Genomic DNA, 13805 nt, shown 5'->3' with positions numbered 1-13805 from the left:
TTAATTTAGTGACTGTTGTCCAATTTCTACGCAGCCCTCTATTTTTCATAGATTAGCCTAATTAGCAGTATCTAATTCAGCAAAACTTTTCACTAAATCATCCACTGCTTTCATTTGTGCCACAAATGGTTCAAGTTTATCTAGTGGTAACGCTGAAGGACCATCACATTTTGCTTTTTCTGGATTCGGATGCGCTTCTAAGAATAATCCAGCTAAGCCGATAGCTAACCCTGATCTTGCTAATTCTGTTACTTGTGCACGACGACCGCCAGAAGCTGCACCAAATGGGTCACGACATTGTAGTGAATGTGTTACGTCAAAAATCACAGGACAGCCTTTTGACACTTGTTTCATAATACTGAACCCAAGCATATCAACTACCAAATTGTCATACCCAAAGTTAGTACCACGATCACACAGAATCACTTTATCGTTACCACACTCTTCGATCTTTTCAACAATATTTCCCATTTGACCTGGGCTTAAAAATTGAGGTTTTTTCACATTGATAATTGCCCCGGTACGAGCCATTGCTTCAACAAGATCGGTTTGTCTTGCTAAGAACGCAGGTAATTGAATAATATCAACAACATCTGCTACTGGCTGGCATTGGTAAGTTTCATGCACATCAGTGATAATTTTTACCCCAAATGTCTTCTTCAATTCCTCAAAAATTTTTAGGCCCTCTTCCATTCCTGGACCACGATAAGAATAAATTGAAGATCGATTAGCTTTATCAAAAGAGGCTTTAAATACATAAGGCACTTTGAGTTTATCTGTCACTTTGACATACTGCTCACATACCTGCATCGCCATATCTCGGCTTTCTAACACATTCATTCCACCAAAAAGAACAAATGGTTTGTCATTGGCAATGTCGATATTGTCTAATTTAATTAGTTTATTTTGCATAATTTTTCCTTCAATTTATTGGAATGAATACGGTATTGCTTCTAAATCTTGTAATTGCAATCTGACTAATGGTGCAACTGGATCTTCTGGGCATTGATCAACAAAATACTGTAAATCAGGAACTGCTAAATGAAAACATTCCATATTGCCGTAAACTACACCTCTATCACGTATTTCATAAGGGTCATTCGGATCTTCTGCTAAATGGTGTTCGATTAGTGCTAATGCTTGTTCATTTTTACCTTCACGAATTAATGCATTCTTTAGCACTTGATAAATCCGATCTTCTAACTCAACTAAGTCTGCACTACGTACATACTCTTCTGTTAATTGTGTACCAAATCCTAAATAGCCTTCCAACCACGTTTTCATCATTTCGTGAGGCACATATTGTCCATCCCAAGGATTAATAAATGCTACCTCATCCCCAACATCTGCTCTTAATAACAGTTGTGTTGGAAAATTAATGCCAGTGATCGGTAAGTCATATTGTCCAGCTAAAAATAACACCATAGAACCTAATACGGCTGGTGTTCCCTCTTTTGTCTTCAACACATTTGAAAGCATTAAATTTGAAGAGTAGAAATAGGTTTCCCGATCACAGAAAAACCCTTTTTCACCATAAAAAAACTGTAATAACAGATGGATCCGCATCTTAGGATCCGTTTCACCATCAAAAAATAATTTCAATTCACGTGTAAGATGCCCCATACGTCCATAAATACTTGATTTACTACAAGTAGGATCAATTACTTGATTCAACGATAAAATATATTGAAACAGTTGTTTTTTTTCTTCTACTCGTAAACTGTACTCTCTTAATTTTTTATCTGCATCTTCTTGCTTATTCATTTTGTTATTATCCACTCCATTTCGCAAAAGTGACTCTTGGGTTACCGCCATAATCATTTATTGTTTGTATCTGTTGCCAATTATAGCGTTTGAACAATGTTTGCACGGCTTCTGCCTGCTGCCAACCATGTTCAAGTAATAACCACCCTTGTTTACGAATAAAACGTCTGCCTTGATCGATAATATATTCAATATCCGCCAAACCATTATTCTCAGCAACTAAGGCTGAACGCGGTTCAAAACGTACATCACCTTGTTGCAGATGAGGATCATCCGCAGCAATATAAGGCGGGTTACTCACAATTATCTGAAATTGTTGTGTTGAAAGCGCAGAAAACCAATTACTCTCTAGAAACTCAACTTGTGTTAATTGATTCCGTATCGCATTCTGCTTTGCCAAGGTAACAGATTCTGCAATCCGATCTACACCAATAATTTGATAATTTTTTTGTTGTTGCTGCAACTCATAAGCTAACGCTAAAGCAATTGCACCAGTACCTGTGCCTAAATCTAATATTCTCAACGTTTCGTTTGAAGCAAACTGATTAGCAATCAACGATAATGCTGTTTCAACTAAACACTCTGTATCTGGACGCGGAATTAAGGTTTTATCCGATACAGCTAAGTCTAGTGTCCAAAAACCTCTCTCTCCCACAATATATGCAATCGGTTCCCCTTGTAAACGTCTTGTCATATATTCTGTTAATCGCTGTTGTTGTTGTAGAGATAATGGGGTTTCCGCAAATGCCATTAATTGTGCTGACGATTTTTGTGTTACAAATTGCAATAAAGCTTGTGCATCAACTTTTGCTTCAGCAATACTCTGCTTTACGCTTAGCTGCTGCACAGCTTGTTGTAACCAAGTTTGATAACTTAGCACCGAATTATTCATTTTCTGATAATGCAGCCAGTTGTTCTGCTTGATATTCCGTAATAATTGGTTGAATTAAATCTTCAATTTTTCCATTCATCACTTCATCTAAACGATAAAGAGTCAAATTAATACGATGATCTGTCACCCGTCCTTGTGGATAGTTATAAGTACGGATTTTATCTGAACGATCACCTGAACCTAATAAACTACGGCGAGTATCAGCCTGTTCTGCAGCTTTCCGTTCTTCTTCTGCTTGTACTAATCGAGAGGCTAATACTGACATCGCTTTCGCTTTATTTTTATGTTGTGAACGTTCATCTTGGCACTCTACCACGATCCCTGTTGGAATATGTGTGATACGTACTGCAGAATCAGTCGTATTAACGTGCTGACCACCAGCACCAGAGGAACGATAGGTATCAATCCGTAAATCAGCAGGATTAATTTCTGGTAATGCAGACTCCGGCAATTCAGGCATCACTGCAACTGTACACGCTGAAGTATGGATACGCCCTTGTGATTCTGTTTTTGGTACACGTTGTACTCGGTGACCACCCGACTCGAATTTTAGCTGACCATAAACATTTTCACCGCTAATTTTAACGATTATTTCTTTATATCCACCTTGTTCGCTTTCATTTGCACTTAACACTTCTGTACGCCAACGTTTACTTTCAGCATAACGGCTATACATTCTGAATAAATCGCCAGCAAAAATCCCAGCTTCATCACCACCTGTTCCAGCACGAATTTCTAAATAGCAGTTATATTCATCATTTGGATCTTTTGGTAATAACAAAATTTGTAATTGTTGCTCACTCTCCTCAATTCCCGCAGTACAGGCTGCAATTTCTTCTTCAGCCATCTCTTTCATACTTGGGTCATCAAGTAAAATTTTCGCCTCTTCTAAATCGTTATTAAGCTGTTTCCAACGTGAAAAACATTTCACCACATCTTCTAATTGCGCATACTCTTTTGAGTAAGCTCGAAATTTTTCTTGGTCACTAATCACTGAAGGATCACCAAGCAAGGCTTGTAATTCTTCATAACGTTCATCTAAGGTTTCTAATTTACTAATAATTGAGGCTTTCATCATTCACCTTTGTTGTTATTGTCAATATTACGCTTAAAGTCAAAAATCCGCTTATTCTAACGAATAATCGGAAAGATGAAAAAGAAAATATCGATAAATTTGTGATTGTCCGATATTCATTAATCAATTTCCGCAATGGAAAATATCTTCACTTATTGGAAAAATTTCTGATGTCATTTTTCACTTATGTTATGTCGTATCTAACCTATTTATTCAGAAGCTATTTTTTAAATTTGTGACTTAGATCTCACGTGGGTGTGCAAAAAACAAGCCATTGAGCTAAATAAAATCATAAACTGTAAAAAATAGATTACATTGTAAACCTTTTTCTATAAAATCTGCGCCGTCATTCACAATCAGCGAGATTTTATTATGAAAAATAAAACGTTAGGGAGTTCCTTAATTGTTGCAGGAACGACCATTGGCGCCGGAATGTTGGCAATGCCACTAACTTCTGCAGAAATGGGATTTATTACCACATTAATTTTGCTCTTTTTATTATGGGCATTACTCTCTTATAGTGCTTTACTTTTTGTTGAAGTCTATCAAAAGGCAGACCGCAAAGATGCAGGGATTGCGACATTAGCAGAACAACATTTTGGTATGGTCGGTCGTATTTTAGCTACCCTCTCTTTAGTCATTTTTATGTACGCCATTTTAACCGTGTACTCTTTAGGCGGTGGTGATTTATTTTCCCCATTTTTAACCTTTGCCGGTGAACACGCGAATACCGTAGCAATTATTACTTTCGTAGTTGTGTTTGCCATTATCGTAACGATTGGCACTGGTGCAGTTGATGGCTTCACTCGTTTACTCTTTATTGCTAAATTAATTGCCTTTGCAACTGTACTTTTTCTAATGTTACCTAAAGTTACCTTAGAAAATTTAGGTGCTATGCCACTCCACCATTTTTTAATTATTTCAGCCAGCCCCGTCTTTTTTACTTCCTTTGGCTTCCATGTTGTTATTCCAAGTATTAATAACTATTTAGATGGTGATATTCGCCGCCTACGTATTGCAATTATTGGTGGTACAGCTATTCCTTTATTCGCTTATATTTTATGGCAAATGGCGACACACGGCGTATTTGAACAAGTTCAATTTATCCAAATTATTCGTAACGATCCGACTTTAAATGGATTAGTCCAAGCGACATATCATGCTACTGGTAGTAATACTATTAGCTGGATTGTACGTACTTTCTCTGCTCTTGCCTTAATTACTTCTTTCTTAGGTGTATCTCTTGCTTTAGTAGATTGTCTAGATGATTTATTAAAACGAGTTAATATTAATGCATCTCGAATTAGTATTAGTTTGCTAACTTTCGTACCAACTTTATTAATTGCACTCTTTTACCGTGATTTCCTTGCAGTTCTTACTTATGCAGGACAAATGTTCACTTTCTATGGTTTAGTCTTACCGGTAGGAATGGCTTGGATGTTACGTAGAAAATATCCTGATTTACCTTATCGAGTTATCGGTGGTAATTTTGGTTTATTCATCGCATTAATATTAGGTTTACTCATTATGAATGTTCCATTCTTAATTAGTGCGGGTTACTTACCACCAGTTGTTGGTTAAATACCAATTTGTCATCAATGTTAAGCTAAGATGACAGTTACCTAGATTAAAGCCATTTTATTTTTTCAAAATAAGATGGCTTTTCTACAATCAACTTGCTAAAGCTAATAGTTCTTGTGCATTTGCTAATGAAGTTTGAGTTACTTCACTGCCACCTAATAAACGCCCTAACTCTTTCACTCTTTCATCATTATTTAGCAACATCACTTTTGTTTCTGTCTTACCTGATCTACAGAATTTCTCAACTTTATAATGATGATGACCATGCGAAGCAACTTGTGGTAAGTGGGTAATACATAAAATCTGTACAGACTCGCCAAGTGAACGCAATAATTTTCCAACTACATTAGCTGTTGCACCACTAATTCCGACATCAATTTCATCAAAAATAATTGTTGGTACTGCATTCTTATCAGAAGTAAGAGTTTGTAATACCAATGCAATACGAGATAGCTCCCCACCTGAAGCATTCTTATGTAATGGCTGTGCGCTTTCACCTAAATTACTCATTAACATAAATGTAATTTGGTCAAATCCATTCACAGACAATTTTTCTTTATCTGCAACACATTGAATATCAAACTCCGCATTCTCCATCGCAAGTTGTTTAATTTGTTGTGTAACTGATTTCGCTAATAAAATTGCACCTTGCTGACGACGTTCAGATAATTGCTGGGCAACAGATAAAACATCTTGGTAAGCTTGCTGTTCCAACATAACAAGCTGATCTTCACCTTCAATATATTCTGCTAATGTTTCATATTCTCTTTTTAATTGCTGATGATAGGAAGGAAGATCAGTTACTGTTACATGATGTTTTTGCGCTAATTGCAGTGCTTGCTTAATCCGAATTTCAGTATGCGCTAATAATTCAGGATCATCCTCAATACGATAAGCCAAATGTTGAATTTCGGAAAACGCTTCTTGGATATGAATTTGTGCTTGTTGAATTAACTGCTGCGCATTATGAAATTGCTCATCAGCTTCCACCAATTCATCAACATAATGTGCTGCTTTGCTTAATAAATTCTCAATATTAGCAGTTTCATTTTCTGCTAATAATTGCAATACCGCTTGAGACCCCTTCGTCAATAGATCACTATTAGCAAGTCGTTTTTGTGTCATATCGAGCTCTTCAAACTCACCTGCTTTTAAAGCAAAATCATTTAATTCCTCAATTTGATAATGCAACAACTGCTTTCTTGCTTCATTTTCTGCACATTGTTGACGAAATTCAGTAAGATTTTTTTGTTGTTTTTTCCAATAATGATACTGTTCTGCAAGTTGTTGTAACAAGCTACGGTTGTGACAAAATGCATCTAACAGCGATAATTGATAATCCGGTTTTAACAAGCGTTGAGATGAATGTTGTCCACTAATTTGTACTAATAAATCACCTAACTCTCGTAATTGAGCCGCAGGGACAGGTTGATTATTGATAAACCCTTTTGAACGCCCATCAGCACTAATAGTTCGCCGTAAAATACACTCATCTGGAGAATCTTCATCATCTAACTCATGTGCTTTTAGCCATTGTTGTGCTTCTATGTTTTCTTGTAGAGAAAATACTGCACTCACATCTGCTCTTGATTCACCTGAACGTAACATACTACTTTCAACACGTTGCCCTAAACATACTTCTAACGCATCAAGGGCAATCGATTTTCCTGCTCCGGTTTCTCCCGTAACAACTGACATTCCTTGAGCAAAATCAAGCGTAAGATGATTAACAATAGCAAAATTATTGATTTGTAATTGAGTGAGCATAAGAAACCTCCAATACTGTATAAATATCAGTATATACTGTTTTTTTATACAGTAAAGTATTTCTTATCTCCATTAGAATAATTTTTTCAGCCAACCTAATTTAGAACTGAGAATGTTGTAATAGTTGTAATCTTGTAGATGTAACAACTTCATTCGTAAATCGCTTTTCTTCACCACAATAACATCATCAATACAGAATGGAATATTGACCTGGCTATCACAACTTACTTCCAGTTGTCTGACATTATATTGCGCAAAACGGAAATGTAGTTTGCTGTCACCATCTACCACTAAAGGTCGGGAGGATAAAGTGTGTGGGAACATTGGTACTAAGGTAATCGCATTGAGTAATGGCGTTAAAATTGGCCCCCCAGCAGATAATGAATAAGCGGTTGATCCTGTTGGCGTTGCAATAATTAATCCATCAGAACGTTGTGAAAAGCAGAATTTATCATTGATATAAACCTGAAAATCAATCATATGTGCAATTTTTGCGGGATGAATAACAACCTCATTAATCGCTTGATTTGATGAAATCACTTCACCATTTCGCTCTACATACACATCAAGTAAAAAACGTTCTTCTACAAAGAATTCGCCACGATCTAAACAAGCTGATAGCTGTTCATACACCTGATCTGGGTCAATATCTGTTAAAAAACCTAAATTCCCTCGATTAATGCCAATTAACGCAGTGTTATACCGTGAAAGAACTCGTGCTTTCCCTAGCATATTGCCATCACCACCAATCACAATAACTAATTCAGCAGCTTCACCAATTTCATCTAAAGTCGCAATAAAACGCGATTCTAGACCTAAAGCTAGACCTACTTCAGGTTCGACTAAAAAATGATAACCACGATGTCTTAACCAAATAAATAGATCTTGGTGCATCTGTAATCTATCATCATGGCGTGGTTTACCCACAACGCCGATGGTTCTAAATGAGCGATGCAGTGAATGACGATGTTCCTTTGTGTTAAATTCTTGCATAACAATTACCCAGTTGATAACATTTCAATCCTTGAATTGCACGAAATGCGTCATATATTAGCACAACTTTTGCCGATAAATTTGACTTAATCACACTCTGTAAGTGAATAATTAGCGGCAATAGTATTTTTTTGTTAAACTAGCGCGCGTTAAAGCATCTATTTGATTTTGGAGAAAACTATGTCTGAACAGCAAACAACTACTGAAGAACAAGTACTAAATAAAGAAGAATTAAATGAACAAGTCACTGAGAATAATCAAGAAGTAGAAACCGCCAATGCAGAGGTTGATCCATTGACTGAAGCACTCGCAAAAATTCAAGATTTAGAAAGCCAATTAGAAGAAGCTGCAAAAAAAGAACAAGATATTTTATTAAGAACTCGTGCTGAAATTGATAATATCCGCCGCCGTACAGAAGCTGATGTAGAAAAAGCACATAAATTTGGATTAGAAAAATTTGCAAAAGAAATTTTAAATGTTATTGATAACTTAGAACGTGCAGCAGCAACCCCAAATACTTCAGAAGATGAAAGCGTAAAAGCGTTATTTGATGGTGTTGAGCTCACATTAAAAGATCTGATTTCTACTGTAGCTAAATTTGGTATTGAACCTGTTGGTGTGGTTGGTGAAACCTTTAACCCAGATTTACATCAGGCGATCTCAATGCAACCAACTGAGGGCTTTACCACAAATCAAATTACTACCGTGTTACAAAAAGGTTATTTATTAAACGGTCGTGTTATTCGCCCAGCAATGGTAATGATTGCAGCTTAATCGTTTTTACCTAAGCCTCTTATACAAGAGGCTTTTCTTTATCTTTTGAATCCCCTTTCAATATTGATTAGAATAACCTCTCTTTCATTACATAGGGAATCTATTGTGATTAACAGAACACCTTTACGTCTTGCGCTTATTTCAAGTTTGACCCTTTTATTTATTGGTTGTGCTAGTCAAGAACAATTTAGTACGCCAGAAGTGACACTTCCACACACCAGTCCTATTTGGCAACAACATCAACAAGCAGTCAATGCAATTTCACATTATGCGGCTGATGGTCAATTAGGTTATATTGGCAACAATAAACGTTTTTCATCTTCTTTTAACTGGCAATACCTTGGCGAACAACATTATCGTCTCTATTTTTCATCCTTGCTAAGTCGTAGTACCTTAACTATTGAGAAAACACCGTCTAATACTGTAATTTTCGACAATAAAGGTAACTATTATGCTGACAAGGATATTCATCAACTACTCCAAGATGTAATCGGTTTTGATTTCCCAGTAGAAGAGTTTCCTAATTGGATTAAAGGCGTACCAGGTAACACGCAAACTTATGTTGTAAATCAACAAGGTCTATTAAGCCATTTCAATTACCAATGGCAAGGTGAAAACTGGAAAGCCCAATATATGAGCTATAACCAAAGCCTATCGCCTAAATTACCAGAAAGTTTATTGATTAGTGGTCCTGATAAAAAACTAAAAATTCAAATTAAAGAATGGAAATTTTGATGTCGGTAAATGATTCTATTGTGGGTAAAGCATTCCGCTTTCCTTGCCCAGGAAAATTAAATCTTTTTTTATATATTAATCATCGTCGAGCTGATGGTTATCACGAGTTACAAACACTGTTCCAATTTTTAGATTATGGTGATTGGTTAACCATTACAATTAATAACACTGGTAAGATTGAGTTAGCCGATCAATTAGTAGGTGTTGCTATGGAGCAGAATCTTATTTACCGTGCTGCAACCTTATTACAAAAAACTACAAATACCCAATTTGGTGCTACCATTCAATTAGAAAAACGATTACCTATGGGCGGTGGTGTAGGTGGTGGTTCTTCTGATGCGGCAACTACCTTAGTGGCATTAAACTTTTTATGGCAAACTCACCTACCCTTGGAAACATTAGCTGAATTAGGCTTACAACTTGGTGCAGATGTTCCTATTTTTATTCATGGTAAAGCGGCTTTTGCTGAAGGTGTTGGTGAGAAAATTAGCTATTGCCAACCACAAGAGAAATATTATGTTGTAATAAAGCCTTCAGTAGATATCTCTACGGCAAAGATCTTCCAAGATCCCAATTTACCAAGACAAACGCCGAAAAAACCGCTTACGGTATTACTTACAGAAAATTATACAAACGATTGCGAAAAAGTTGTGCGAGATCACTATCCTGAGGTTGAACAAGCTATTCAGTGGTTGGTACAATATGCACCGACCCGTTTAACAGGAACTGGTGCGTGTATTTTTGCGGAATTTGACTCTCAAGAGCGTGCATTAGCTGTATTTCAACAACGCCCAGCCCATTTATCAGGGTTTGTTGCCAAAGGGGTAAATGAGTCGCCTTTATATCTTACTCTTAAGCAATTACAAAAATATTTTTAGTGGATTGTTTTTCAATCTGGATCTTTAACACCAAAACCGAGGTTTACAATGCCTGACATTAAGCTGTTTGCTGGTAACGCAACACCAGAACTAGCAAAGAAAATTTCTGAACGTCTTTATACTTCTCTTAGTGATGCAATCGTTGGCCGTTTTAGCGATGGCGAAATCCAAGTCCAAATTAATGAAAATGTGCGTGGTTCCGATGTATTTATTGTTCAATCTACTTGCGCACCAACCAACGATAACCTGATGGAACTTGTCGTAATGATTGATGCATTACGTCGTGCTTCTGCTGGTCGTATTACTGCAGTAGTGCCTTACTTCGGTTATGCACGTCAAGATCGTCGTGTGCGTTCTGCTCGTGTACCAATTACGGCAAAAGTTGTCGCAGATATTTTATCTAATGTTGGCGTTGACCGTGTTTTAACTTGTGACTTACACGCAGAACAAATTCAAGGTTTCTTTGATGTACCTGTTGATAACGTTTTCGGTTCTCCTGTCTTAATTGACGATATTTTGAAAAAACAAGATTTAGAAAATCCAATCGTCGTTTCTCCAGATATTGGTGGTGTAGTGCGTGCGAGAGCGGTCGCTAAATTATTAAATGATACCGATATGGCAATTATTGATAAACGCCGTCCACGTGCTAATGTTGCTCAAGTAATGCATATTATTGGTGATGTTGCTGGTCGTGATTGTATTTTAGTTGATGATATGATCGATACTGGTGGTACATTATGTAAAGCAGCAGAAGCATTAAAAGAACGTGGTGCAAAACGTGTATTTGCTTATGCAACCCATGCGGTATTCTCAGGTTCTGCGGCTAAAAATATTGCAAGCCCAGCCTTAGATGAAATTGTAGTAACTGATACTATTCCACTTCGTCCAGAAATCATTGCACTTAATAAAGTAAGAGTCTTAACTTTATCTGGTATGTTAGCTGAAGCGATTCGTCGTATTAGCAATGAAGAGTCTATTTCAGCAATGTTTAATAACTAATTTAATTTTCTTAACCCTGCCAAAGAGCAGGGTTTATTTTTAGCATTGCTCTCTTTCATTAATTAATCATTCCAACAAAGCTAAAAACTCTGCTACTGTATGAAATGAGCCAAAAATCAAGATTAAATCATTTTTATTACTCTGATTTAACGCATTTTCTATACTTTGTAACATTGAATCAACTGCTTCTGAATTAACGTGTTTACCTTCTTTTCCGGCAATCACTTTCAATTTTTGCTGTAATACTTCTCCAGTCTGTCCGCGCTCACCCGCTAGAGGAACACAAGTCCATTTAGAAACACATGGTAATAATGGCTGTAATACCCCTGCTGCATCTTTATCCTTTAAAATTCCACATACCACATAGAGATGTTGATATTCTGTTTGTTGTAATTGTGTTGCTAAATAGCGCGCAGCATGAGGATTGTGTCCAACATCTAGTACAATTTGCGGCATAGTTTGTTCATTAAGCTTGAATCGCGTTGCTAATTGTTGTCGTTGTGCCGTCGTTAAACGTTGAAAACGCCCCGTCAATGTTACTGTTGCCAGACTATCCACCACTACCTGTTTTTCAATCTTAAACGGAAGAAATTGTAAGGCAGCTAATGCCGTCGCCGCATTTTGTAACGGGATATGACATAAAGGTAGTTGCTGCCATGGTTGTTGTGAAGATTGCCAATTCCAGCTATTTTCGTTTTGTTGATAATCAAAATCTTGTCCTCGATACAATGTAGGGCAAGCTAATTTCTCGGCATAGGATTTAATTGAGTTTGGACAATCAGGTTCACCAACAACCAGCGGAGTATGAGGACGACAAATTCCCGCCTTTTCAAAGCCAATTTTTTCTCGGGTATCTCCTAAAAAAGCAATATGATCAAGATCAATAGAAGTAATAATCGCTAAGTTAGTATCAATAATATTGGTCGCATCTAAACGTCCACCTAATCCAACTTCTAAGATAATTACATCTAAATTCGCTTGTTCAAATAACCATAATGCCACTAATGTACTAAACTCAAAATAGGTTAAAGACTCGGTGCGTTGAGATTCAATCGCAGAAAAAGCAGCGGTATGTTCCTGATCTGCAAGATCTTGCCCTTGAATTCTTACTCTCTCGTTATAACGTAAAATATGTGGCGATGAATAAACACCTACACGATAACCTGCTTTTAATAATATGGTTTCTAGTAAACGACACGTTGTACCTTTTCCATTAGTTCCAGCAACAGTAATCACAAATGCTTTAGGTTGTAATAAGTTTAATTGTGCAGCGACTTTTTTAATTCGCTCCAATCCCATATCAATGTTTTTATTGTGTAGATGTTCTAAATACTCTAACCACTCTGCTAGTGGTGTTGTTACTGTTAAATCACGTTTTATCATACATTATCCTTAGTTTCTGCTTGCGTATCATAGTGAATATTGCCTAAAATCGCCAGCTGTCAATTTATTCTCTAATTTGAATTTAATAGGAAAAAATATGTCATCTTTATTTATTGCCATTTTTTGTAGTGTGGCGGTGAGTGTTTTTTTGAAAATTGCACGCAGCCAACAAATTGTGATCTCGCAGGCTATTGCTTGTAATTATCTTATGGCAGGCAGTTTAACTTACTTTATTCTTCAACCTGATTTTATGGGCTTATCATTTAGCGATGCATTACGCCAAAATGAACATAGTGCTATTTTTCTATTACTCGGTTTCTTATTGCCAACAATTTTTTTAGTTATGGCAAAAGCTGTTGAATTTAATGGTATTGCTCGCGCTGATGCAGCACAACGCTTATCGCTATTTTTACCAATTCTAGCCGCTTTCTTATTTTTTAATGAGTCACTCACCACACAAAAAGGCATTGCGATTATTTCTGCTTTTCTTGCATTATTCGCGTTAGTATTTAAAAGTGGCTCACAAAACTCGGCAGGTGGTATTAAGGGGTTCTTACTGCTATTTTTGGTTTGGATTGGTTATGGCGTAATTGATATTTTATTTAAACAAATTGCAAAATTCAGGGTCGCGTTTCCATTTGCCTTATTTACTTCATTTGTTATTGCTGGCTGCTTTATCTTTGCCTATTTAATTTTTACGAAAACTCGCTGGCAAGGCAAAAGTATGCTCGCTGGGTTATTATTGGGCGCATTAAACTTCCTTAATATTCTGTTCTATATCAAGGCCCATCAACAATTAAGCGAAAATCCATCATTAGTCTTTGCAGGAATGAATATTGGGGTAATGATTTTAGGGGCTATTATTGGTTTAGTTGGCTTTAAAGAAAAACTGAATAAAATTAATCTTATTGGTATTGGATTAGGGATTGTAGCAATTATTTTATTATTGGTGTAGTAGACAAAA

At 36.5% G+C, this 13805-nt stretch carries 13 protein-coding genes; 6 read left to right on the top strand and 7 right to left on the bottom strand.

What is annotated here, in order from left to right:
- Positions 1-57: 57 nt before the first annotated feature.
- From kdsA to prfA, 4 genes are read right to left on the bottom strand one after another with little or no spacing between them, the layout of a single operon-like run.
- Positions 58-912 (bottom strand): 3-deoxy-8-phosphooctulonate synthase, encoded by an 855-nt coding sequence (kdsA, locus tag QV06_RS01300; RefSeq protein WP_065233535.1) that lies wholly within the window; start codon positions 910-912, stop codon positions 58-60.
- A gap of 15 nt (positions 913-927) precedes the next feature.
- Positions 928-1764: a SirB1 family protein gene (locus tag QV06_RS01295; protein ID WP_065236594.1), complete on the bottom strand. Its 837-nt coding sequence runs from the start codon at positions 1762-1764 to the stop codon at positions 928-930.
- A gap of 7 nt (positions 1765-1771) precedes the next feature.
- A complete protein-coding gene (gene prmC / locus QV06_RS01290; protein ID WP_348536850.1) occupies positions 1772-2644 on the bottom strand; it encodes a peptide chain release factor N(5)-glutamine methyltransferase in 873 nt (290 codons plus the stop codon).
- 4 nt (positions 2645-2648) lie between these two features.
- Positions 2649-3731: a peptide chain release factor 1 gene (prfA, locus tag QV06_RS01285; protein ID WP_065233538.1), complete on the bottom strand. Its 1083-nt coding sequence runs from the start codon at positions 3729-3731 to the stop codon at positions 2649-2651.
- A 372-nt stretch (positions 3732-4103) separates the two neighbouring features.
- On the opposite strand from prfA, the gene QV06_RS01280 reads away from it, so the two are divergent.
- Entirely contained in the window at positions 4104-5312 is a 1209-nt protein-coding gene (locus tag QV06_RS01280; protein WP_065236592.1) for an aromatic amino acid transport family protein, read from the top strand.
- Positions 5313-5402: 90 nt separating this feature from the next.
- Here the strand turns inward: QV06_RS01280 and recN are convergent, their stop codons facing one another.
- Both recN and QV06_RS01270 read right to left on the bottom strand, forming a co-directional pair.
- Positions 5403-7079, bottom strand: a complete 1677-nt coding sequence (gene recN, locus QV06_RS01275; RefSeq protein WP_065236591.1) for a DNA repair protein RecN — start codon at positions 7077-7079, stop codon at positions 5403-5405.
- A 72-nt stretch (positions 7080-7151) separates the two neighbouring features.
- On the bottom strand, positions 7152-8072 hold the full coding sequence (locus QV06_RS01270; RefSeq protein WP_065236590.1) for an NAD(+) kinase: 921 nt from the start codon (positions 8070-8072) through the stop codon (positions 7152-7154).
- Positions 8073-8252: 180 nt separating this feature from the next.
- On the opposite strand from QV06_RS01270, the gene grpE reads away from it, so the two are divergent.
- The 4 genes from grpE (at position 8253) to QV06_RS01250 (ending at position 11458) form a co-directional block, all read left to right on the top strand.
- Positions 8253-8846: a nucleotide exchange factor GrpE gene (gene grpE / locus QV06_RS01265; protein ID WP_065233542.1), complete on the top strand. Its 594-nt coding sequence runs from the start codon at positions 8253-8255 to the stop codon at positions 8844-8846.
- Positions 8847-8951: 105 nt separating this feature from the next.
- Positions 8952-9581, top strand: a complete 630-nt coding sequence (gene lolB, locus QV06_RS01260; protein WP_245174217.1) for a lipoprotein insertase outer membrane protein LolB — start codon at positions 8952-8954, stop codon at positions 9579-9581.
- Positions 9581-10459 carry a 4-(cytidine 5'-diphospho)-2-C-methyl-D-erythritol kinase gene (gene ispE / locus QV06_RS01255; protein WP_065236589.1) on the top strand — a complete coding sequence of 293 codons (879 nt, stop codon included), beginning with the start codon at positions 9581-9583 and terminating at the stop codon, positions 10457-10459. Before lolB ends, ispE begins: the two co-directional genes overlap by 1 nt.
- A 48-nt stretch (positions 10460-10507) precedes the next feature.
- Complete coding sequence (locus QV06_RS01250) at positions 10508-11458, top strand: ribose-phosphate pyrophosphokinase (RefSeq protein WP_065233544.1); 951 nt, start codon at positions 10508-10510, stop codon at positions 11456-11458.
- Positions 11459-11524: 66 nt separating this feature from the next.
- Here the strand turns inward: QV06_RS01250 and folC are convergent, their stop codons facing one another.
- Entirely contained in the window at positions 11525-12841 is a 1317-nt protein-coding gene (gene folC / locus QV06_RS01245) for a bifunctional tetrahydrofolate synthase/dihydrofolate synthase (protein WP_065236588.1), read from the bottom strand.
- A gap of 97 nt (positions 12842-12938) precedes the next feature.
- On the opposite strand from folC, the gene QV06_RS01240 reads away from it, so the two are divergent.
- Positions 12939-13796, top strand: coding sequence for a hypothetical protein (locus tag QV06_RS01240; RefSeq protein WP_065236587.1), 858 nt, complete (start codon positions 12939-12941; stop codon positions 13794-13796).
- Positions 13797-13805: the final 9 nt, after the last annotated feature.

Source organism: Gallibacterium genomosp. 3 (assembly GCF_001678475.1).
Lineage (GTDB): Bacteria > Pseudomonadota > Gammaproteobacteria > Enterobacterales > Pasteurellaceae > Gallibacterium > Gallibacterium faecale.
This window is presented reverse-complemented; position numbering and strand designations above follow the sequence as displayed.

What these genes read in the sequence shown, in the direction of transcription:
- QV06_RS01250 (WP_065233544.1), top strand. Translation starts at nt 10,508, where the DNA reads ATGCCTGACATTAAGCTGTTTGCTGGTAACGCAACACCAGAACTAGCA.
- prfA (WP_065233538.1), bottom strand. Translation starts at nt 3,731, where the DNA reads ATGAAAGCCTCAATTATTAGTAAATTAGAAACCTTAGATGAACGTTAT.
- ispE (WP_065236589.1), top strand. Translation starts at nt 9,581, where the DNA reads ATGTCGGTAAATGATTCTATTGTGGGTAAAGCATTCCGCTTTCCTTGC.
- QV06_RS01295 (WP_065236594.1), bottom strand. Translation starts at nt 1,764, where the DNA reads ATGAATAAGCAAGAAGATGCAGATAAAAAATTAAGAGAGTACAGTTTA.
- QV06_RS01270 (WP_065236590.1), bottom strand. Translation starts at nt 8,072, where the DNA reads ATGCAAGAATTTAACACAAAGGAACATCGTCATTCACTGCATCGCTCA.
- recN (WP_065236591.1), bottom strand. Translation starts at nt 7,079, where the DNA reads ATGCTCACTCAATTACAAATCAATAATTTTGCTATTGTTAATCATCTT.
- kdsA (WP_065233535.1), bottom strand. Translation starts at nt 912, where the DNA reads ATGCAAAATAAACTAATTAAATTAGACAATATCGACATTGCCAATGAC.
- QV06_RS01280 (WP_065236592.1), top strand. Translation starts at nt 4,104, where the DNA reads ATGAAAAATAAAACGTTAGGGAGTTCCTTAATTGTTGCAGGAACGACC.
- QV06_RS01240 (WP_065236587.1), top strand. Translation starts at nt 12,939, where the DNA reads ATGTCATCTTTATTTATTGCCATTTTTTGTAGTGTGGCGGTGAGTGTT.
- grpE (WP_065233542.1), top strand. Translation starts at nt 8,253, where the DNA reads ATGTCTGAACAGCAAACAACTACTGAAGAACAAGTACTAAATAAAGAA.
- folC (WP_065236588.1), bottom strand. Translation starts at nt 12,841, where the DNA reads ATGATAAAACGTGATTTAACAGTAACAACACCACTAGCAGAGTGGTTA.